Genomic DNA, 21,200 nt, shown 5'->3' on the forward strand with positions numbered 1-21,200 from the left:
GAAATAAATAATGTCTGACTCTAAATACATATTATTATGAAATACATAAAAACAACAGTAAACACTTTGCTATTTACCACATTAATGCTCACGTCTGGATGCCGCGACACTAATGAGGACAAAAACCTCTTGGGTGAGCAATCCAATGAACTAAATGAGCAAAATAAGAATGCTGACGATATCCGAATCAGCACCTATGAATTTCATATCTCTGGAGGTGACTTTGACGGACAATCATTTACAGGGGAATTCCCTAATAATGGAGAACATGGATCTAGTAGTTTCTCATCAAAAAAAGCCAAGAATATCGAGGATGACATGGTACGAATACATTTCAAGGATAAGACTAAAGAAGGAATGACGCTCGCTGCAGAGTTAAAAATCGCTTTAAATACTGATGGGAAAGCCTACGCCATTTCCGATTTTAGTTCAGCTAAGAACGATATTAAACAAAGCTCTATAATATTTATGCTCTTTGAAGAGTCTGAAGACAATGGCGGCTATTATCAGTTTTCTAATACATCAGGGACAATAAATCTAACTAATTTAAAACTTGATCAAGAAACTGCCCAATATTTGACCTCAACAGCCGATTGTGATGTGGAATTTGATGCTGTTTTCAGAGCTATTCAGATGTTCAATACTGGAGAAGCCCCTAAGACAGAGTCGGTAAAAATTAAGGGGGTTATCCATATGCAATCTATCGAAGGCATTAATTAATCTGAAATAAATAATCTTAATATAACAGTGGAACTATTTCTATTATAAAAATGCACCTATATCGGATTTACTTGATGGTCTTAAGATCTATACGAGAAGAAAAGTTTCCGAAAAAAAAAGTTTTGACTTGGGTACCTTGTTATTAATAATCTAGCTCAAAATTCTAGAATACAGATATGTACTAGTCAAAATTAGAATCATTTAAATGGAAAACGCTGTTAATGGCAGTTCCATCACATTAATCTTAAATTAATAATTATGAAAAAATCAATTTTAAATGTAGGAATGCTTTTTTTCCTGCTCATTTCTTTTCAATCCTACTCACAGAGAACTATAGGAAAACTTGTTAAAAACAAAGCAGATGCCAGTACTCAGTTAACCATCACAACACCAACTAACAACGGCAGGGTGTCATCACCCCTAACGATTACAGGTACGGCCTCAAAAGACACTAACGTATCTATAAGCGTTAAGGCAGCTTTTACGGGAGGTAGTCAAGATTTGGGAACCTTCATGGCAACACCTAACAGCAACGGGACGTGGGAAAGCACTCCAATCAATTTGTGGGCACCAGAAGATGCAAAGAACTTACGTTTTGAAATCCTGGCTTCAGAATCGGTTGTGCAGAAATCTAAAATGCAGACCTTAAAGAAATCCAGATCAAAAAAAATTACCGTGTTTCCTGTCAGCGATATTCAAACCATCGCTCGCGTTGAATTGACTGAGAACAAGGTGATGGAGCTCAATCCTACAATAACTAAAATGCCTGAAAGAGTGAGCCACGGCCCTATTGATCCATTGACAGGACATCAACGAACACGTCAACCGTCATCCAGTGTGCCTAATACGTATATCACCTCTCCTATCGAGAACACAACTATTGATATTCCAATAATGGTTACGGGAACTGCTCAGAAGAATAGTAAAATTAAAGTTATAGTAAGCCGAAGTTACACCCAATATGGCCAAAATAAAAATGACCACACAAAACTAACGGTAACCTCAGATGAAAATGGCAACTGGAATACTGGCAAGCTCTACTCTGTTAAAACGGATGAAGCTGACGCCAATGTAACCATGAAAATTTCAGCCGTTAGAATTGTAAACGAACAGGAAAAAGGCAACACAGATATTGTTACAGTAACTTCTGAACCAAAAGAAAAGCTTGGAATCAAGATAACATCCCCAAAGAGCAATCTTTATCAAGGTGAAAAGGTAACGTCGCCTATAACAGTTAGTGGACGGGCTATAAAAAATCACACTTTAGAAATCAGGTTACAAACAGGACAGAGTAATGCCAGCAACTACCAGCGACAGGGCAACGGAAGGCTAATCAAAGATTGGACATCTGTTCCAGTAAATTCTAGCGGACATTGGAGCACGCAATTAAACACGGGAAAACCACAAACAACCAACGGACGAGCGTCTCAGGACGAATATAAACTCACCATTTTGGTTAGAGATAAAAGCAAGCCGTCGGAGATTAAAGTGTTGCATTTAAGACGATAAAATAAATAAGGCCATGGCATTTCATCAAGTTCATTTTAATGAATGGATTCTGAAGTCTTCAAGTGGCGTGTAATCCTTTTAAAACAATTAAAATAAAAATTATTAATCATGAAAAAAGTAATTTTATTCTTAGGAGTTTATTTTTTCCTAATGGTCTCAACGCCCTTTTATGCTCAAGTTATTAGGGACAAAAAGCCACAAGTGAAATTCCGAAATAGTATTGATCTTTCTATCACCTCACCAAAAAACAACTCAAAAGTCTCATCACCTTTGATTATTGCTGGGACAGCGCCAAAAAAAACAACCGTTTCCATTAAGGTCAAAGCCATTTACAGTGGTGGAGACCAAGGCTTAGGAACATTTACTGCAACACCGGACAACAATGGGAAATGGAAAAGCACACCCATTAATTTATGGGCTCCAGAGGGCTCAAAAAATCTTCGTTTCGAGATTATAGTTACAGATAATTCAAAATCCAATAATTCAAAAACAATCAGTGTTTCTACCAATCAGACCATTCAAATGATTTCTCGGGTTGATATGACAGAAAAGAAATTCAGGGCACTCAATCCAAAGCTCACCTTAGTGCCTCAAAAAACCACGTCATCCAACGTTGAGCGGCGCTTGGTTAAACAGCCCACAAAAATGAAGACACCTGTAAAAATAGGTAAGAAAATAGACGTTAACAACGCCATCAATTTAGATCTTGAGGACACTGAAACACGCATCATTTCTCCGCCGCAAATTTCATCATATACCAAAATTCCTGTTGTATTTGAGGGAACTGCCAAAAGAAATAGTGATATTCAACTCATAATAACAACTTCCTATAAAGAAAATGGCAAGGTGATTACAAAAGTAACAAAAACCAATCTATCCACGGATAACAAAGGACAATGGGGCAAGGTTAAACTCTATTCAATAAAGGTGGACAAAGCAGATGGCAAAGTAACACATGATATCACTGCAGTACGAGTAGAAAATGGCAAGGAAGTAGGCAACAAAGCAACAAGAACCATCTATTCTGAGCCAACCACCAAGACGATGTGGAAACCAACTCCTAATCTGAAATTAAAAGTAACCCTTCTTGAAATTCAATGTGCGGTATCAATAGATGGTGACAAAATAGATGATTATGGCATGACTCAGCACGTAAAATATAAAGCTGACGGAAAAGTAAAAACACCAATCAGCACTGACATTCAAAAGTTCTCAAACCATAGGAAATGTAAACCAGGAGATCAAAATAGGTATTGGGCTGGGTCAACAGCTTTGATTTGCGGCAATAGAGATAGGCAAATTCAAGTACAAGAATCAAAAGTTACTGATAGGCGATCGCCAAATATTAACAATTCTGTTATTTTTGAAATTACCCCTAACGAAGCCAATGACAAAAATGCTGAATTCACAATAGACACCTGGATCACGGAATATAGCAGTACTACACTTACTGATATCTTTAGCAATGACAATTATGATAATGTACTCAACAACGACCCTCGAAAAACGCGGGTTGCTATCTATGACGTTCTTGCCATTCTGAAGGGGACAAAAAAATTAAATGCCACACATAAATATTTTGATGGTGATGTGAGTCAATCTCTAAGATTCGATAATTTTGACAATGCCTCCTTACCGCTTAGAGAAGTTGATTATTCTGGAAAGACCATTTTAGAAGGCCCTATCCGTGGCCGAATGAGACATCGTTCTAATAATAGGAAAGCCTTTGTTTGGATGCGTTTTGAGCTCATTGATTAGGGCCATAAATTAATTGAGCAAGACAGAATCTTAATAACTGATCGTGTATTTATAGTTAACGGCTTTACCAACGCCCCTTTTAGTGTGTAATTAGAAGGGGTTTTCAACTTTGATGGATCTCAAATGGTTTCTTTTGATGATCATAGCTAACTTACTAAATCACCAAGCCATCCATAATTTTGTTCGATCAAAAATTTTGTAGATATCCTTCTTTACCAGATCTTGAATTGTTATACTGACCTTGTACTGATGTAAAAACAAAAAAGCCACTACTTTCGTAATGGCTTTGTTTGCTCCTCTTCTTGGGCTCGAACCAAGGACCCTCTGATTAACAGTCAGATGCTCTAACCAACTGAGCTAAAGAGGAAGGTTATTTTCGCGTTAGCGAGCGCAAATATATATTATTTTTTCATTTTCCACAACTCAAACTAAATTTTTTTAAAACTTTTTTTAATTCGTTATGGCTTTGAATATGTCATTCCCATTGGCAAATAAGACTAAAGCTATCAAAATGAAGAATCCAACGACTTGAGCACGTTCTAAAAACTTTTCACTTGGCTTACGTCCAGAAATGATTTCATATAATAAAAACACCACATGACCACCGTCTAAAGCTGGAATTGGTAATAAGTTAAGAATCGCCAACATAATTGATAAGAACGCTGTTAATCCCCAAAAGTATGGCCAGCTCCAAACTGGTGAAAACTGATCGTAAATGGCTTTAAAACCACCTAAACCTTTATAAGCTCCAGTACTTGGGTTGAAAATTGCTGCTAACTGATCGAAATAGTTATAAATAGTTTTGGTGAATTTCTGTCCACCTGCCACAAAACTCTCTCCTAAAGAATATTCTTTTCTAAAAACATCAAAATAGCCCAATTCTTCAAATCGTGCAGGATCATATGCCGCATGTATTCCAAATTTACCTTCAGCATCTAATTCCAATTCTTTTGTAATAACAGAATTATCCTTTTTAAGAATTTCAACCGTTATAGTTGAACCCTCTAAGCCCTTTGTCATGTCTTCAACCTGATCAAAATACTTTAATTCTTTTCCATTAATGCTTTGAATAACATCACCTAACTCTAATCCCTTATTAACGTTTAAGGATGTATCTGCAACCTGACCAACCATAAAAGGAACACGTAACTCAAAATTACGCTTACTTTTACTTGAAGAAAACTGTCCTAAAAAGTCTTCTGGTAATTCTATGACTTGGTCTGTACCATCTCTATTAATTGTCACTCTTTCAGCTGCAATAAGGTTAAAGCCAATATCTGAATCATTGACCACAGGGATATCATTAATCGCTAATATCTTATCACCTGTCTTAAAACCAAAATCTTGTAATACTGGGTTATCAATCCAATAGCCATCCTTTAAACTTTCAACTTTAACATCCGAATCTCCATATGCAAAAGAAATACCTACATAAATAACATAAGCTAATATGAAGTTTACAGTAACACCACCAAGCATTATAATTAAACGTTGCCAAGCTGGTTTAGAGCGGAATTCCCAAGGCTGTGGCGGTTGTGCCATTTGTTCCTTATCCATACTCTCATCAATCATTCCGGCAATTTTCACATAACCACCAAGCGGCAACCAACCAATACCGTAGACCGTGTCTCCAATTTTCTTTTTGAAAAGCGAAAACTTTACATCAAAAAAGAGGTAGAATTTTTCAACCTTAGTTTTAAAAAGTTTTGCTGGTATAAAATGGCCAAGCTCGTGCAACACAATCAGCAATGATAAGCTGAGTAAAAATTGAGATATTTTTATAATAAATTCCATGTAGTCATTTTCAAATTTCGATTTGCAAAAGTAACGTTTTACACTCATTTAGAAAATTATAGTATTTCATAATGATTTATTTTTAACATGGATTTATAAATCTATCGCAAAAACCCTCATAATTGTGTTAAAAAGGTTCTGAAAAACAGCTACTAAACGTACCTTTGTAGCTTGTAATTTAACCTATCTGAAATGTCATTTCTATCTTTTTTTAAAGGCTACAAAAAATTCGGAATATTCTTTTTAGTCCTATGTGTTATTATCATGACTATTATCTATAGTGTATTAAATGTAGAAAAGCCGCTTCCCGTTTATCAACCTGCTATGGTAAGTGAAGAATTGGTAGACAGCACCATTCAGCATCAATTAAAATATCATAGGATTGCCGACTTTAGCCTGACCAATCAAAATGGCGAAACCATCACTCAAGACAACTATAAAGACAAAATCTATGTAGCTGACTTCTTTTTTACGACCTGTCAAACCATTTGCCCTATAATGACAGATCATATGGCTCAAATACAGGAAGAAATAGTTAATGATGATGATATTATGCTTCTCTCCCATTCCGTAACACCAAAGATTGATGATGTTGCGCAGTTAAAGAAATATGCACAGGAGAAAGGTGTTATTGATGAAAAGTGGAACTTAGTCACTGGAGACAAAAAACAAATCTATGAACTCGCACGAAAAAGCTATCTCGCGGTTAAAACCGATGGAAATGGTGATGAATACGATATGATTCATACTGAGAACTTCATGCTTGTAGACAAAAAACGTCAAATTAGAGGGTTTTACGATGGCACTAAACCGGAAGATATTGAACGTCTTTTAGAAGATATTGAAGTTTTAAAACATTTTGGAGGTTCATGAGAACCCAAGATATTTAGAAATACAGGCTTATTTTATTTTAACCACTTCATTGAACTTTAAGTCTAATATTTTTCACACTAATAAAATTCTCTTACTTTTGCTTCTTTAAAACAATTCTAAATAAGCGAGAGGTTGACATTAGCAGAATTAAAACGCGGACAACGAGGAATTATAGTAGATGTTTCATCTATTCACATTCCTTTAAAACTGCTTGAAATGGGATGTTTACCAGGTAATATGGTAGAACTTGTCCAAGCTGCTCCTTTTGCAGATCCGATGTATCTTAACATAAACGGTTCTCATTTAGCCATCAGAAAAGAAACTGCGATTCACATTATAATCGAAACAGTACATGAGTAAGCAGATTAATGTCGCCTTAATAGGGAATCCAAACACAGGGAAAACCTCTGTTTTTAATGCACTAACAGGATTAAATCAAAAGGTTGGAAATTATCCTGGTATAACCGTAGAGAAAAAAGAGGGTATTTGCAAACTCCCTCGAGGTGTAAAAGCACATATCATTGATTTACCCGGTACATACAGCTTAAACGCATCATCTTTAGATGAAAATGTGGTAATTGAACTTCTTCTTAATAAAAACGATAAAGATTATCCGGATGTCGCCGTTGTTGTTAGCGATGTAGAGAACTTAAAACGAAATCTGCTCCTCTTCACCCAAATAAAAGATTTAGAGATCCCAACGATTTTAGCCATAAATATGTCAGATAGAATGGCATATAAAGGCATTAGCTTAGATATTGCTTATTTAGAAGAGGAACTTAAAACGAAAATAGCTTTAATCAGCACTAGAAAGAATACTGGTATTGACGAGCTAAAAGAGCTAATTACAAATTATAAAGATTTATCCGTAAAACCTTGTTTACAGGCCTCTGAAATTGAGCCAACTTATTTCAACGATTTAAGGAAAGCCTTTCCAAACCAGTTATTGTATAAGCTTTGGTTGGTGATTACTCAAGATGTGAATTTTGGTAAAACCGATAGACAAACCTTTGAAGCGGTTGAAGATTTTAAAACTAAATCTAAGGCAGACTTAAAAAGACTTCAACAAAAAGAAACCATAAAGCGCTATCAATTTATTAATGAAACGCTAAAAGCAGGTCAAACTATCGACCTCAAGTCGGCAAAAGATTTACGAATAAAATTAGACCGTATTCTAACACATAAGGTTTGGGGTTATGTCATCTTTGCGTTCATTCTCTTACTCATTTTTCAAGCTATATACGATTGGTCGAGTGTCCCTATGGATTTCATTGATAGTTCCTTTGCTTCCTTAAGTGAATGGGTAAAAGATACTCTTCCTGAAGGCGCCTTTACCAACCTCTTGGCAGAAGGTATAATTTCAGGGCTTGGCGGAATTGTTATTTTTATTCCTCAAATTGCCTTTCTATTCCTCTTCATTTCTATTCTCGAGGAAAGTGGCTATATGAGTCGTGTCGTATTCCTAATGGATAGAGTTATGCGTCGTTTTGGCCTAAGCGGAAAAAGTGTGGTCCCCCTTATCTCAGGAACAGCCTGTGCTATTCCAGCTATTATGGCCGCTCGTAATATTGAAAGTTGGAAAGAGCGTTTAATTACCATATTAGTAACTCCTTTCACTACCTGTTCAGCGCGTTTACCAGTGTACTTAATTATTATCGCCTTAGTCATTCCAGAAGGTCGAATTTTAGGTCTGAGTTATCAAGCGCTTACCTTAATGTTACTATACCTCATCGGGTTTGGTGCAGCAGTAGGTTCGGCTTGGATTTTAAATAAGGTACTGAAAATAAAGAGCAAAAGTTTTTTTGTGGTAGAAATGCCAAACTACAAAATGCCTTTAGTTAAAAATGTCGCCTTAACCGTTTTAGAAAAAACAAAAGCTTTTGTATTTGGAGCTGGTAAAATTATTTTAGCTATATCCATTGTCTTATGGTTCTTAGCTTCCTACGGTCCTGGTGAAGATTTTAATAATGCCGAAAATATTGTTTCAGAACAAGTGGCTTCAGAGAACTTAACCGAAGATGAATTACACCAAAGAATAGAGTCTCATAAATTAGAACATTCTTTTATTGGTATTGCCGGACATGCTATTGAACCCGCGATAAGACCTTTAGGTTACGATTGGAAAATTGGAATTGCTATTGTTAGTTCTTTTGCTGCGCGCGAGGTGTTTGTAGGAACCTTAGCTACGATTTACAGTGTTGGAAGTGATGAAGAAGAAACCATTAAAAACCGAATGGCAGGCGAAGTAAATCCTATTTTAGGAGGACCACTTTTTAACTTTGCTTCTGGAATTTCCTTATTGCTGTTTTACGCATTTGCTATGCAGTGTATGAGCACCTTAGCGATTGTAAAACGCGAAACGAATACATGGAAATGGCCTATCCTTCAATTAGTTATTATGAGCACATTTGCGTATATTGTAGCATTAGTTGCTTTTCAAGTATTAAAATAAGTTCACCTTAAACTAATTCTATTAAATGATGAATCGCACAAGAATTATCGGCCTCATTCTTTTGATTATTGGAGCAATTCTACCATTTACAGTAGAAACAGACCTTACCGATTTTGTCACTGGTTTACTTATCGGAATTGGAATAGCTTTGCTAATTATAGGGAAAGGAAAACGAGTTAAAAACGACTCATTAGATAGTTCTCAATAAAACTTATAAGTGATGAATACAATTATTCAAAACATATTAGTCTTTGCCGCCTTAGGCTTTGCCTTGCTTTTTTTAATTAGAAAATTTATTTGGTCACCCAAGAAAAAGTCGACTAAAGCTTGTGGTGGAGATGATGGCTGTGGCTGTCATTAAGAGCTATTTTCAGGAATAGATTGAACTATAATTAACTTCTAAACCTAAGGACGACTATATCTTTTTCAAATAGAGATTCTTAGCTACACTTTGAGAAACCACAATATCGCCATGTTCTAATTTAATAGAAATAGAATTATCAAAAGGTTCTTTATGGTTTATGGTAATTAAGGTTCCTAAACCAATATGATTACTGTCAAGATATTGCAAAAATGTGGTCGATGTATCCACAACACCTACACATTTATAAGCGACACCAACCTCAGCTTTAGACAATACTATTTTATCTATATGCGTAAAGTTTCCATCTTTATCTGGGATAGGATCACCATGCGGATCATGAGTTGGATAATCTAAAAAGGCATTTAATTCATCTATTAATTTTTCAGATTGAATGTGTTCTAAATGCTCAGCAACCTCATGAACCTCATCCCATGAAAAATTAAGTTTTTCAACCAAGAACACCTCCCATAATCTATGCTTTCTGATAATATTCACCGCCACACGTTTACCAGCTTCAGTCAACGTCACACCTTGATACTTTTTATAATCCACAAAATTCTTCTCAGATAGTTTTTTTATCATATCTGTCACAGATGAAGCCTTTGTATTGATAGCTTCTGCGATGGCATTAGTATTAACTGTATTCACCCCATTATTGCCTAAGTGGTAAATAGCCTTAATGTAGTTTTCTTCTGTAAGTGTGATCATAATTATCTAGTGAATAACAAATATAAAGAAGATATCTTTCTAAAGATAAATTTAGATTACCCTAAATATATTTTTATGTTTGCATAAAATAATTTAAAGATGAAACTAAATTTTATTTTATTATTACTTTTTTGCAGTTTTACTCAAGCTCAAAATATGTATAAAATTAACGGAAAAGTAACGTCAGAAGGCTCAGAATTACCCCTTGCTAATGTCTACTTACAAAATACCACTAAAGGGGCCACATCAGATAAAAATGGTCACTTCATCATTAATAATCTAACACCAGGCACTTATACAATTTCAGCGTCTTTTACTGGATATACCACTCAAAAAAAAACTATTAAAATTACAAACGAAGACCTCACCATAGACTTTGATTTAAATTATAACGACAGCCTAGACGAAGTCATTATAACCGGAACCCTTAAAGCAGTATCACGCTTAGAAAGCCCTGTACCGGTCGAAGTTTATACTCAATCCTATTTCAAGAAAAACCCTACGCCAAATATTTTTGAAGCCCTTCAAAACGTTAATGGAGTCCGTCCTCAACTCAACTGTAACCTATGTAATACTGGCGATATTCATATTAACGGACTAGAAGGTCCATACACTTTAGTTTTAATCGACGGTATGCCTATAGTAAGCGGTTTATCAACGGTCTATGGTCTTTCAGGTATCCCAAATTCACTTATTGAAAAAGTAGAAATTGTTAAAGGTCCGGCATCTTCCTTATACGGAAGTGAAGCTGTTGGTGGACTAATAAATGTAATTACAAGATTACCTGAAAATACACCTCGTTTTTTCGCCGATGCTTTTGTAACCGGATGGGGAGAAGTTAATGCAGATGTAGGTTTTAAAGCTCGTGTAGGAGAAAAAGCTAATGTGTTGTTGGGCGCTAATTATTTCATTTACGATAATCCAGTTGATAATAATAACGATAATTTTACTGATGTCACGCTCCAAGATCGTATATCTTTTTTTCAGAAATGGGATTTTAAAAGAAAAAACAATCGTAAATTAACTGTTGCTGGACGTTACTTTTATGAAGATCGTTGGGGAGGAGATATGAATTGGAACCCGAGTTATAGAGGTGGCGACGAGGTTTATGGTGAAAGTATTTATACTTCACGGTTTGAGCTTTTAGGAGATTACCAATTACCGGTAACAGAAAAAATCAAATTTCAATTTTCATATTCCGATCATGACCAAAATTCGGTGTATGGAAACACAGCATATTTAGCGCAGCAACGTATTGGTTTCGGACAATTTATTTGGGATAAGACCATAAATAATCACGATCTGTTAATCAGTACCGCTTTGCGATATAACTATTACAATGATAATACAACGGCAACTATTAAAGCCGATGAGATTACAATTCCTTCTCTTTTTATTCAAGATGAAATTGATTTCTCAAAAAAACAAAGTTTATTGTTAGGTATCAGATACGACTACGATAGCAGACATGGCAACATCTTTACACCACGATTAGCCTATAGAGTTAAACCAACTGATGATGATATTATTAGACTAAATGCAGGAACAGGTTTCAGAGTCGTGAACCTGTTTACAGAAGAACATGCCGCACTTACAGGAGCAAGAGAGGTTATAATTAAATCGAAATTAGAACCGGAAAAATCCTTGAACATCAACCTCAATTACTTAAAAAAACTATACCTCAACAATGGTATGTATTTCACTTTCGACACTTCGGCATGGTATACCTACTTCACCAATGCCATAATTCCAGATTACGACACCAATCCAAATCAAATAATCTATGACAATCTAAATGGACACTCCATATCAAAAGGACTTAGTTTTAATGTAGATGCTGTTGTTGGATCCGGTATTAAAGGCTCCTTAGGTGCCACTTTTCAAGATGTTTCACAAACCGAAAATGGCGAACGCAAGCGTCAAATGCTCACCGAACGCTATTCAGGCGTATGGTCATTATCCTATAAAAATTATGCCTCGAACCTCACATTCGATTATACAGGAAACCTTTATGGGCCTATGCGACTCCCTTTATTAGGAGACTTAGATCCAAGAAAAGAATACTCCCCAACGTGGAGTGTTCAAAATATTCAAGTTACCTATGACGGATTCCATAATTTTGAAGTATATGGAGGTATAAAAAACCTCCTAAATTGGACACCAACACAAGGCAACCCATTTATAATTGCCCGAGCAGAAGACCCTTTTGATAAAAATGTACAATTTGACAGTCAAGGAAATGTAATTCCTACCCTAGATAATCCATACGCTCTAACATTCGATCCCAACTATATTTATGGTCCAAATCAAGGAATCAGATTATTCTTTGGTCTGCGATACAGACTCCATTAAACCATATTTTTTAGTACCTTCGCAATAAATTTTTAGATACATGAAAAAAAGTGCTATTATACTAAGCTTCATTATACTACTTTTCAGTTGTAAAAACGATTCCGAATCTAACGGGAAGCTCAATATCGTGACCACAACCACTATTATTACCGATTTGGTAAAGAATATTGCTGGTGACTCTATAAATCTGCAAGGTCTAATGGGTAGTGGTGTAGATCCGCATTTATATAAAGCTAGCGAAGGTGATGTCTCTAAATTAGTTAAGGCTGACATTATTTTTTATAACGGTTTACATTTAGAAGGAAAGCTTGTCGATGTGTTTGAAAAAATGGGAAGTCAAACGAAAACTCCAGTTGCATTAGGCGAAGCATTAGATAAGTCTACCTTAATTGGTTCCGAATATTTTGCGTCAAACTATGACCCTCATGTATGGTTTAATATTGAATACTATAAGCAGTTTGCTCAAGAAGTCTCGAAAGTTTTATCTGAAAATGATCCTAAGAATGCGACGGTCTACCAAACGAATACTATCAACTATTTAACTAAGTTAGATGAATTACAAAAAAAGATTAAAGCTAAAATAGAAACACTTCCTGAGGACAAAAGAATTTTAGTAACTGCGCATGATGCCTTTAATTACTTCGGAAAAGCTTTTGGATTCGAAGTCGTAGGATTACAAGGGTTGTCAACAGCTACTGAAGCAGGTGTTCAAGACGTCCAAAATTTATCGGATTTTATAATTGAAAAAAAAATTAAAGCTATTTTTATTGAAAGCTCTGTACCGCAACGAACAATTGAAGCTTTACAAGCCGCAGTAAAATCAAAAGGTCACGATGTAGAAATTGGTGGCACTTTGTACTCTGATGCTCTTGGAAATGCTGGTACCGTTGAAGGTACTTATATTGGCATGTTTGAACACAATGTGAACACCATAGTTAACGCCCTTAAATAATGAGTAAAATAGCCGTAAAAGTTGACGATTTAACCGTAGCCTACAACTACAAACCTGTACTTTGGGATATCGATCTAGAAATTCCAGAAGGGGTTCTAATGGCTATTGTTGGACCAAATGGCGCAGGGAAATCCACATTAATCAAATCCATCTTAGGTATTTTAAAACCCATTGCTGGTAGTGTGAGTATTTACGGAAAACCTTATGACAAACAACGACCACTTGTTGCATACGTTCCACAAAAAGGTAGTGTAGATTGGGATTTTCCAACCACAGCATTAGATGTGGTAATGATGGGAACTTATGGAAGCTTAGGTTGGATAAAACGACCTGGACAAAAGGAAAAAAAAGCCGCACTCGAAGCTTTAGAAAAAGTAGGTATGTTAGCTTTTAAAGGCCGACAAATAAGTCAGCTTTCTGGGGGACAGCAACAACGTATTTTCTTAGCTAGAGCTTTAGTTCAAAACGCTTCTATTTACTTTATGGATGAACCATTTCAAGGCGTAGATGCTTCAACCGAAATAGCGATTATTAATATTTTAAAATCGCTAAGAAAAGCTGGAAAAACAGTAATTGTAGTACATCACGATTTACAAACAGTTCCTGAATATTTTGATTGGGTTACTTTCTTAAATGTCAAGAAAATCGCTACCGGACCAGTGAGAGATATTTTTAATGATGACAACCTCACTAAAACTTATGGTATTAATTATAAAGTGAGCATTCAGGAGTAACTATTTCCTGTGAAATCAGGAATAACAAGAATACATAATATAATATAAAGAAATTGATCGCTACAGAAGGAAACTATTCCTTCTTTCGATGGAATTTATGGATATAACAGAATACATACAATTGGTCTTCACCGACTACACACTAAGAACTATTACACTTGGAACGGCCATTTTAGGTGCTGTAACAGGTATGTTAGGTAGTTTTGCTGTACTCCGAAAACAAAGTTTATTAGGTGATGCGATATCCCATGCCGCATTGCCCGGAATTGCTATCGCCTTTTTAATAACAGGAGCAAAAGACAGTAACACCTTATTACTTGGAGCCTTAGTGAGTGGATTGATTGGCACCTTTTGGATTCGAGGAATTGTTACTAAAACCCATTTAAAATCTGATACCGCTTTAGGCCTGATTTTATCCTTGTTTTTTGGATTTGGTATGTTATTACTCACCTTTATTCAAAAGCAACCCAATGCCAACCAAGCTGGATTGGATAAATATTTATTTGGTCAAGCCGCAACTTTAGTGGAAAGTGATGTTTGGATAATGGCTATTGTTACCGGTGTTTGCTTACTTGTAATGTTGTTATTTTGGAAGGAATTCAAAATATTATTATTCGATGAAGACTATACAAAAACATTGGGCTTCAACACGAAATTCATTGATATTCTCATTACCACATTTATTGTATTGGCTATTGTTTTAGGTCTTCAAACTGTAGGTGTCGTTCTTATGAGCGCCATGCTATTAGCACCAGCCGCAGCTGCACGACAATGGACAAACAGCTTAGGAGTAATGGTGTTTTTAGCGGCTATTTTCGGAGCGCTTTCAGGTGTCTTTGGAACTGCTATCAGTGCGAGTCAGAATAACTTATCTACAGGGCCAGTGATAGTATTAGTTGCAAGTGTGTTTGTAGTGGTTTCATTTATATTTTCACCGAGTCGTGGAATCCTTTTTAAGCATATCCGGTTTGTTCAAAACCGAAACGATTTGCAACTACATAAAACCTTAGCCTTTATGTATCATATTGCGGAAACACATGAAGACATTTCACATCCTCATACCATTAAGATACTTAACAACTTTAGGGGATATACTCGAAGTTCACTTAAAAAACTAGAGGACAAAGGCTACATTATAATTAAAGGCAATATGTGGAGTTTAACCGATCATGGATTTGAAACGGCTTCCAACCTATATAACCAACAACATAGAACTGATGAGTAACGCGCAATTTGAAATACAGCTTATAGCAAGTCTTGTTGCAGTGGCTTGCGCTATTCCAGGGACATTTTTAGTTCTTAGGAAAATGGCCTTGATTAGTGATGCTATTAGTCACTCTATTTTACCAGGTATTGTCGTTGGATTTTTTATTACACAAGACCTAAATTCCCCTTTACTTATTTTATTAGCGGCTTTAACCGGAATTATAACCGTGGTGCTCGTAGAGTACATTCAGAAAACAGGCTTAGTTAAAGAAGATACGGCAATAGGTTTAGTTTTTCCTGCTATGTTTAGTATTGGCGTCATTCTCATTGCAAAAAATGCCAATGATATCCATTTAGATATCGATGCTGTATTATTAGGTGAATTAGCCTTTGCCCCTTTCGACAGATTAACAATTGGAGACACAGATGTTGGGCCAAAATCACTTTGGGTTGTTGGATCAATCCTACTAATTACCATTACCCTTTTATTCCTGTTTTTTAAAGAACTTAAAGTCAGCACTTTTGATAAAGGTTTAGCAGCATCTCTAGGTTTTTCTCCTGCGATTATTCATTACGGATTAATGTCTGTTTCTTCTATTACAACCGTAGGCGCCTTTGATGCCGTTGGCGCTATTCTGGTCGTCGCATTGATGATAGCTCCTGCAGCAACCGCTTATTTATTAACAACGAATTTGAAGAAAATGTTGGCACTAGCTATAAGTTTCGGAATTTTTAGTGCCATTTCAGGGTATTGGGTAGCGCATTGGTTAGATGCGTCCATTGCCGGTTCAATTACAACTGTTTTAGGATTAGTGTTTTTATTAGTGTATTTATTCGCTCCTTCAAAAGGTATTATCGCAGTAATTTATAGACAAAAACAACAACGTACAGAAGTCTCCTTACTTACATTTTTACTGCATCTTAAAAATCATGATGAAATTGAAGAGCGACACGTCAATCACCTCAACGAACATATCAATTGGCAAAAGGTACGTTCTAAAAATGTTTTGGATTTGGCGCAGAAAAACAACATGATCCAGATAGATAATAATATTGTTTCCTTGACTAAAAAAGGAGATGAATTCACTTCAAAAGCCATCGATTATATTATTACCAATGAAGATGCTCAGATTGAAGACATGAAGGATGATTTCTTTTTATTTAGAGGATAGGCAGATTGAAGAGTTTCGATTTACGATAAAACTATTAGACACTTCATAAATCAACAATGATTTTTGTACTCTGCGACTTTAAAAACAAACACTTGAAAATTTAATTTCAGCTTCATTTTCAACTTTAATTTCTATTTCACCTATTTAAACCCTCGCTCCTTCTGAATATGTTCATAAGCTTCTTGCACCTGTCTAAACTTAGCCTCTGCTCCTTTTTGATGTTCCTCTCCTAAATGCCCAACTCTATCGGGATGGTATTTTTTAGCCATAGCACGATAAGCTTTCTTTACTTCAGCATCTGATACCGACTTATCAATTTCAAGAATCTTATAGGCATTATCACTACTATTGTAGAACATCGCCTTAATACTCTGGTAATCTCTATTACTAATGCCTAGATAACCTGTAATGGTATAAATTTGACGTAATTCTTCTTCAGTAACCATCCCATCGGCTTTTGCTATTCCAAATAAGAAGTGAAGCAACTGTAATCGTGATGGATGATCCATCATTTGCCTAATTTGTAAACAAACTTGTCTGGTAGAAATATTCTGCTTATTGATGCGCTTAAACAATTCAAAAGCACGATTCGCTCTCTCTTTACCATACATATTCACAAACTGATTTCGAACAAAATCTAACTCCCGTTGATCTTGTTTACCATCAGCTTTAATCACAATCGAAGCTAAAATTAGTAAACTAACTTCAAAATCGCCCGACAGTGTTTGTGGTCTCGATCCTCTTTGTCCGTAATTTGGTTTTCTTCGGTATGGACCATCCGTTCGTTTGTCCGATTGACGATCACCAATTAAAGGCGATCCACTATCCGTTAAATTATCAACAAAACTTCCAAGAGCCAATCCAATTATAGCACCAATTGGGCCTCCAAATGACCAACCTAAAGCACCACCAATCCATTTTGCAAAACTCATATCTTTCTTTTAATTTTCTGAGGGTATAAATATACTATATGTTAGTTGCTTGAGAAGGCATTTTGTTACGATTTGTACGCAACCCTTTCTCTAAAATCGTATCTTACAAGTATAATATATACCTCAGTATTTTGAAAAAGTCTACTTATCTCATGGTGTTATTGCTGCTCTCTTTGAGTTGTAACCAAAATGATGACACCCCACAAAACGACGAATCAACGCTCCATGGTTCTTGGTCTTTAACTCATATTCTTGGCGGATTAGCAGGAGTTAATGATGATTTTGAAACAGGAATAATTGTTTGGGATTTTAACGATAACGACCATACCATCAACATCACAAATAACAACACCTCCAACGTAATTCACAGTGGTTACCCTTCTGGTGTCTATAATTATGAAGTGATTACGACAGCTAACGATACAACTTTAATAATTGAAAACACTGAATTAAAAATAACAAGCCTTACCACCCATCAGCTCATAATTGATGAAGGATATATTTCAGATGGTTTTCAATATACTTTCAGTAAATAGCCCTTATTGTTTCGATTTAATGCTATAGAAAACCACAATAGCTCTATTTAAACTGCTTACTAAAGTCTTAATGCAGCGGACTATTTTTCCTTATCTTTGTAATTCAAATCAGATTAATTAAAAATTATAAAATATGTATCCAGCAGAATTAGTAAAACCAATGCGTGAGGATTTAACCAACGTAGGTTTTGAAGAATTACATACCTCAGAAGCTGTGGATAACGCTATAGCAAAAGAAGGAACAACTTTAGTAGTTGTAAATTCAGTTTGTGGTTGTGCAGCAGCAAATGCTAGACCTGGTGCTAGTATGAGTATAAAAAACGATAAACACCCAGATCACCTTGTAACTGTTTTTGCAGGTGTAGATAAAGAAGCAACGAACAAGGCAAGAGAATATATGGTTCCTTTTCCTCCAAGTTCACCATGTATCGCTTTATTTAAAGATAGGGAATTAGTTCATATGTTAGAGCGTCATCATATAGAAGGTCGTCCTGCAGAATTAATTGCAGACAACCTTAAAGATGCTTACAATCAGCATTGCTAAGAAAATTAGAATTTTAAAAGCCACGACATCAATCGTGGCTTTTTTATTTAAAGAGTTAATTACTAAATATCTTCACATAATTAGTCAAAAGTACAGCAAGGCATTCCTTGGCTTTAGTCTCTAAAAGCCTAAGATTTTAATTACATTTGTCTTTAATAAATTTTATGTTGTGCGAAAACTATTAGCCTATCCCATATCCGTTATATATTATATATGTTTCGGTTTAACCTTGGTCATTTTTCACCCGATTCAATGGCTTACATTTAATGTATTCGGTTACCAAGCACATAAGAAAACAGTAGATTTCCTGCAGTTTTTCTTAATGCGTTGCCTCAATGTTTTAGGAACTAGAATTACATTCAATAACCCACATGATATTCCTACAGATAAAGCATTGATAATTGTTTCTAATCATCAAAGCATGTACGATATTTCTCCCATTATGTGGTATATGAGAAAACACCATGTAAAATTTGTGGCTAAGAAAGAATTAGGAAAAGGAATTCCGAGTGTCTCCTACAATTTAAGGCATGGAGGTTCAGTTTTAATAGACCGAAAAGATCCAAGGCAAGCCTTATCTGCCATGATGAAATTTGGAGACTATATTAAAGACACTAAAAGAGCAGCTGTTATATTTCCTGAAGGTACGCGAAGTCGCGATGGTCAACCAAAACCATTCAAAACCAAAGGTCTCGAAATGTTAATGAAGAAAGTTCCATCAGCGCTCATTGTTCCTGTGACGGTAAACAACTCTTGGAAGATGCTACGATATGGTAATTTTCCAATGGGCATAGGAAATCATATGATATTTACTGTACATAAGCCCATAGAAATTGCTAACTTTACAGATAAAGTCGAATTAATTAAGCAGGTTGAACAAACAATTGTTGATTCGATCAAAGTATAACAGCCAAAAAGTAACATTAAGATGTCGCTAAAAAACGTAAGACTAGAAGTGATGCAGCATCTCGAAAAAGATGTGGATTCCCTTATTGAAAAGTATTTAATTCCCGTTGAAAAAATCTGGCAACCTACAGATTTCTTACCAGATTCTACAAAAGACTCGTTTTTTGAAGAAGTGAAAGAAATCAGAGAGCTATCTAAAGAATTGCCTTACGATTTCTGGGTGGTTTTAGTAGGTGATATGATTACCGAAGAAGCATTACCAAGTTATGAATCTTGGTTAATGGATGTTGAAGGTGTTGACCAAATAGAACGTAATGGTTGGTCCACGTGGTTAAGACATTGGACAGGTGAAGAAAACAGACATGGTGATGTATTGAACAAATACTTGTATCTATCTGGCCGTGTTAATATGAAGGAGATTGAAAAAACCACACAGTATTTAATTAATGACGGCTTTGATATTGGAACCGGTAGAGATCCTTATAAAAACTTTGTATATACCAGTTTTCAAGAATTTGCAACGTATATCTCTCATAATCGTGTTGCAAAAATCGCAAAACAAAAAGGAAATAAGCAATTGGCTAAGATGTGTAAAATTATCTCTGGCGATGAAATGCGTCACCACCATGCTTATTCAGAATTTGTAGAACGTATTTTTGAAGTGGATCCAAGTCAAATGATGATGGCTTTCCATTATATGATGAAGCGTAAAATTGCTATGCCAGCGCATTTCTTAAGAGAATCTGGAGAAAGCATAGGAACTGCGTTTGAAGAATTTTCTAATACTGCACAGCGTATTGGTGTCTATACCGCAAATGACTATGTTGATATTCTCCAAAAACTTATTGAACGTTGGAAAATCGATAAAATCACTGGCCTTACAGATGAAGCTGAACGAGCACGTGACTATTTAATGAAATTACCACCGCGCATGTATCGTTTATCTGAACGAATGAAAATTCCTGAAAATTCATATCAATTTAAATGGGTTGAACCTGCCATATAATCTTGAATGGACAACTCAGAGGAACAACTTATTGAAGCCACCATCGCATTTGTGAAAACCAAACTTCAGAATGCCGAAGGTGGCCATGATTGGTTTCATATTGAACGTGTGTATAAAAACAGTCTGCTGATTGCTAAAAACGAAAAGGTAGACACTTTAGTCGTTTCGCTAGCCGCTTTACTTCATGATATTGCCGATCCTAAATTTCACGATGGCGACGAAACCTTAGGTTCTAAAATAGCAAGTGAATTTCTTTTAAGTCAGAATGTAGATAGTCAGGTCATTCAACATGTGACCCAGATTATTGATCATATGTCCTTCAAGAATTCCTTCGATGTAAATGGTGCCTTTAGTTCACTTGAAATGGAGGTTGTTCAAGATGCAGATCGATTGGATGCCATAGGTGCTATTGGTATTGCGCGTTGTTTCAATTATGGCGGATTTAAAAACAGAGCGCTTTACGATCCTGAAATTCAGCCCAACCTCAACATGACAAAGGATGAATATAAAAGTTCTAATGCGCCTACAATTAATCATTTTTATGAAAAATTGTTATTGTTGAAAGATCAAATGAACACTAAAACAGGCCAACGAATTGCTTTAGAACGTCACAAGTACATGGAAGGATTCTTAAAGCAGTTTTATGGAGAATGGGAAGGAAAATTATAATTTCATCTGAAAC

General features: G+C 35.7%; 21 protein-coding genes and 1 tRNA gene. 18 read left to right on the plus strand and 4 right to left on the minus strand.

All coding sequences use genetic code 11. The annotated features are described in order from the left end of the window. The first annotated feature begins 36 nt into the window (after positions 1-36). The 3 genes from DFQ11_RS03070 (at position 37) to DFQ11_RS03080 (ending at position 3,987) form a co-directional block, all read left to right on the plus strand. Positions 37-720, plus strand: coding sequence for a hypothetical protein (locus DFQ11_RS03070; protein ID WP_146221494.1), 684 nt, complete (start codon positions 37-39; stop codon positions 718-720). Positions 721-1,005: 285 nt separating this feature from the next. Next, entirely contained in the window at positions 1,006-2,229 is a 1,224-nt protein-coding gene (locus tag DFQ11_RS03075; RefSeq protein ID WP_146221495.1) for a hypothetical protein, read from the plus strand. A 108-nt stretch (positions 2,230-2,337) separates the two neighbouring features. After that, entirely contained in the window at positions 2,338-3,987 is a 1,650-nt protein-coding gene (locus DFQ11_RS03080) for a hypothetical protein (protein ID WP_110474152.1), read from the plus strand. A gap of 293 nt (positions 3,988-4,280) precedes the next feature. Here DFQ11_RS03080 and DFQ11_RS03085 read toward each other — a convergent pair. Then, a tRNA-Asn gene (locus tag DFQ11_RS03085) sits at positions 4,281-4,354 on the minus strand. A gap of 83 nt (positions 4,355-4,437) precedes the next feature. Continuing rightward, positions 4,438-5,781: an RIP metalloprotease RseP gene (rseP, locus tag DFQ11_RS03090; protein WP_110474154.1), complete on the minus strand. Its 1,344-nt coding sequence runs from the start codon at positions 5,779-5,781 to the stop codon at positions 4,438-4,440. A 192-nt stretch (positions 5,782-5,973) separates the two neighbouring features. On the opposite strand from rseP, the gene DFQ11_RS03095 reads away from it, so the two are divergent. From DFQ11_RS03095 to DFQ11_RS03115, 5 genes are all read left to right on the plus strand, one after another. Next, the gene (locus DFQ11_RS03095) at positions 5,974-6,654 is read left to right on the plus strand and encodes an SCO family protein (protein WP_110474156.1); all 681 of its coding nucleotides are present in this window, start codon (positions 5,974-5,976) and stop codon (positions 6,652-6,654) included. 132 nt (positions 6,655-6,786) lie between these two features. Next, complete coding sequence (locus DFQ11_RS03100) at positions 6,787-7,014, plus strand: FeoA family protein (protein WP_189342974.1); 228 nt, start codon at positions 6,787-6,789, stop codon at positions 7,012-7,014. Next, positions 7,007-9,106: a ferrous iron transport protein B gene (gene feoB, locus DFQ11_RS03105; RefSeq protein WP_110474160.1), complete on the plus strand. Its 2,100-nt coding sequence runs from the start codon at positions 7,007-7,009 to the stop codon at positions 9,104-9,106. Before DFQ11_RS03100 ends, feoB begins: the two co-directional genes overlap by 8 nt. A 25-nt stretch (positions 9,107-9,131) precedes the next feature. After that, positions 9,132-9,314 carry a hypothetical protein gene (locus tag DFQ11_RS03110; RefSeq protein ID WP_110474162.1) on the plus strand — a complete coding sequence of 61 codons (183 nt, stop codon included), beginning with the start codon at positions 9,132-9,134 and terminating at the stop codon, positions 9,312-9,314. Between the two features lie 12 nt (positions 9,315-9,326). Further along, positions 9,327-9,467 (plus strand): FeoB-associated Cys-rich membrane protein, encoded by a 141-nt coding sequence (locus DFQ11_RS03115; protein WP_110474164.1) that lies wholly within the window; start codon positions 9,327-9,329, stop codon positions 9,465-9,467. Between the two features lie 54 nt (positions 9,468-9,521). On the opposite strand, the gene DFQ11_RS03120 is transcribed toward DFQ11_RS03115, so the two are convergent. Then, on the minus strand, positions 9,522-10,178 hold the full coding sequence (locus tag DFQ11_RS03120; RefSeq protein WP_110474166.1) for a metal-dependent transcriptional regulator: 657 nt from the start codon (positions 10,176-10,178) through the stop codon (positions 9,522-9,524). A gap of 99 nt (positions 10,179-10,277) precedes the next feature. On the opposite strand from DFQ11_RS03120, the gene DFQ11_RS03125 reads away from it, so the two are divergent. From DFQ11_RS03125 to DFQ11_RS03145, 5 genes are all read left to right on the plus strand, one after another. Further along, positions 10,278-12,530, plus strand: coding sequence for a TonB-dependent receptor (locus DFQ11_RS03125; protein WP_110474168.1), 2,253 nt, complete (start codon positions 10,278-10,280; stop codon positions 12,528-12,530). A gap of 40 nt (positions 12,531-12,570) precedes the next feature. Then, positions 12,571-13,482 (plus strand): metal ABC transporter solute-binding protein, Zn/Mn family, encoded by a 912-nt coding sequence (locus DFQ11_RS03130; RefSeq protein WP_110474170.1) that lies wholly within the window; start codon positions 12,571-12,573, stop codon positions 13,480-13,482. Beyond that, complete coding sequence (locus DFQ11_RS03135) at positions 13,482-14,216, plus strand: metal ABC transporter ATP-binding protein (RefSeq protein WP_158524979.1); 735 nt, start codon at positions 13,482-13,484, stop codon at positions 14,214-14,216. Before DFQ11_RS03130 ends, DFQ11_RS03135 begins: the two co-directional genes overlap by 1 nt. 97 nt (positions 14,217-14,313) lie before the next feature. Continuing rightward, positions 14,314-15,441, plus strand: a complete 1,128-nt coding sequence (locus DFQ11_RS03140) for a metal ABC transporter permease (RefSeq protein WP_110474810.1) — start codon at positions 14,314-14,316, stop codon at positions 15,439-15,441. Continuing rightward, the gene (locus tag DFQ11_RS03145) at positions 15,434-16,594 is read left to right on the plus strand and encodes a metal ABC transporter permease (protein ID WP_110474174.1); all 1,161 of its coding nucleotides are present in this window, start codon (positions 15,434-15,436) and stop codon (positions 16,592-16,594) included. The genes DFQ11_RS03140 and DFQ11_RS03145 overlap by 8 nt, the downstream gene beginning before the upstream one ends. A 140-nt stretch (positions 16,595-16,734) precedes the next feature. On the opposite strand, the gene DFQ11_RS03150 is transcribed toward DFQ11_RS03145, so the two are convergent. Then, the gene (locus tag DFQ11_RS03150) at positions 16,735-17,526 is read right to left on the minus strand and encodes a TerB family tellurite resistance protein (RefSeq protein WP_110474176.1); all 792 of its coding nucleotides are present in this window, start codon (positions 17,524-17,526) and stop codon (positions 16,735-16,737) included. Positions 17,527-17,657: 131 nt separating this feature from the next. Here DFQ11_RS03150 and DFQ11_RS03155 point away from each other — a divergent pair, with 131 nt between their 5' ends. From DFQ11_RS03155 to DFQ11_RS03175, 5 genes are all read left to right on the plus strand, one after another. Beyond that, the gene (locus DFQ11_RS03155; protein WP_146221496.1) at positions 17,658-18,062 is read left to right on the plus strand and encodes a hypothetical protein; all 405 of its coding nucleotides are present in this window, start codon (positions 17,658-17,660) and stop codon (positions 18,060-18,062) included. 133 nt (positions 18,063-18,195) lie between these two features. Continuing rightward, positions 18,196-18,606: a BrxA/BrxB family bacilliredoxin gene (locus DFQ11_RS03160; protein WP_110474180.1), complete on the plus strand. Its 411-nt coding sequence runs from the start codon at positions 18,196-18,198 to the stop codon at positions 18,604-18,606. Positions 18,607-18,775: 169 nt separating this feature from the next. After that, positions 18,776-19,513 carry a lysophospholipid acyltransferase family protein gene (locus tag DFQ11_RS03165; RefSeq protein ID WP_110474182.1) on the plus strand — a complete coding sequence of 246 codons (738 nt, stop codon included), beginning with the start codon at positions 18,776-18,778 and terminating at the stop codon, positions 19,511-19,513. Between the two features lie 21 nt (positions 19,514-19,534). Then, positions 19,535-20,518, plus strand: coding sequence for an acyl-ACP desaturase (locus DFQ11_RS03170; RefSeq protein WP_110474184.1), 984 nt, complete (start codon positions 19,535-19,537; stop codon positions 20,516-20,518). Positions 20,519-20,524: 6 nt separating this feature from the next. Beyond that, entirely contained in the window at positions 20,525-21,187 is a 663-nt protein-coding gene (locus DFQ11_RS03175) for an HD domain-containing protein (RefSeq protein WP_110474186.1), read from the plus strand. The last annotated feature ends 13 nt before the right edge of the window (positions 21,188-21,200 follow it).

The organism is Winogradskyella epiphytica (genome assembly GCF_003217215.1).
GTDB lineage: Bacteria > Bacteroidota > Bacteroidia > Flavobacteriales > Flavobacteriaceae > Winogradskyella > Winogradskyella epiphytica.

What these genes read in the sequence shown, in the direction of transcription:
- feoB (WP_110474160.1), top strand. Translation starts at nt 7,007, where the DNA reads ATGAGTAAGCAGATTAATGTCGCCTTAATAGGGAATCCAAACACAGGG.
- DFQ11_RS03080 (WP_110474152.1), top strand. Translation starts at nt 2,338, where the DNA reads ATGAAAAAAGTAATTTTATTCTTAGGAGTTTATTTTTTCCTAATGGTC.
- DFQ11_RS03120 (WP_110474166.1), bottom strand. Translation starts at nt 10,178, where the DNA reads ATGATCACACTTACAGAAGAAAACTACATTAAGGCTATTTACCACTTA.
- DFQ11_RS03075 (WP_146221495.1), top strand. Translation starts at nt 1,006, where the DNA reads ATGCTTTTTTTCCTGCTCATTTCTTTTCAATCCTACTCACAGAGAACT.
- DFQ11_RS03160 (WP_110474180.1), top strand. Translation starts at nt 18,196, where the DNA reads ATGTATCCAGCAGAATTAGTAAAACCAATGCGTGAGGATTTAACCAAC.
- DFQ11_RS03095 (WP_110474156.1), top strand. Translation starts at nt 5,974, where the DNA reads ATGTCATTTCTATCTTTTTTTAAAGGCTACAAAAAATTCGGAATATTC.
- DFQ11_RS03135 (WP_158524979.1), top strand. Translation starts at nt 13,482, where the DNA reads ATGAGTAAAATAGCCGTAAAAGTTGACGATTTAACCGTAGCCTACAAC.
- DFQ11_RS03110 (WP_110474162.1), top strand. Translation starts at nt 9,132, where the DNA reads ATGATGAATCGCACAAGAATTATCGGCCTCATTCTTTTGATTATTGGA.
- rseP (WP_110474154.1), bottom strand. Translation starts at nt 5,781, where the DNA reads ATGGAATTTATTATAAAAATATCTCAATTTTTACTCAGCTTATCATTG.
- DFQ11_RS03125 (WP_110474168.1), top strand. Translation starts at nt 10,278, where the DNA reads ATGAAACTAAATTTTATTTTATTATTACTTTTTTGCAGTTTTACTCAA.
- DFQ11_RS03140 (WP_110474810.1), top strand. Translation starts at nt 14,314, where the DNA reads ATGGATATAACAGAATACATACAATTGGTCTTCACCGACTACACACTA.
- DFQ11_RS03170 (WP_110474184.1), top strand. Translation starts at nt 19,535, where the DNA reads ATGTCGCTAAAAAACGTAAGACTAGAAGTGATGCAGCATCTCGAAAAA.
- DFQ11_RS03175 (WP_110474186.1), top strand. Translation starts at nt 20,525, where the DNA reads ATGGACAACTCAGAGGAACAACTTATTGAAGCCACCATCGCATTTGTG.
- DFQ11_RS03150 (WP_110474176.1), bottom strand. Translation starts at nt 17,526, where the DNA reads ATGAGTTTTGCAAAATGGATTGGTGGTGCTTTAGGTTGGTCATTTGGA.
- DFQ11_RS03145 (WP_110474174.1), top strand. Translation starts at nt 15,434, where the DNA reads ATGAGTAACGCGCAATTTGAAATACAGCTTATAGCAAGTCTTGTTGCA.
- DFQ11_RS03130 (WP_110474170.1), top strand. Translation starts at nt 12,571, where the DNA reads ATGAAAAAAAGTGCTATTATACTAAGCTTCATTATACTACTTTTCAGT.
- DFQ11_RS03070 (WP_146221494.1), top strand. Translation starts at nt 37, where the DNA reads ATGAAATACATAAAAACAACAGTAAACACTTTGCTATTTACCACATTA.
- DFQ11_RS03115 (WP_110474164.1), top strand. Translation starts at nt 9,327, where the DNA reads ATGAATACAATTATTCAAAACATATTAGTCTTTGCCGCCTTAGGCTTT.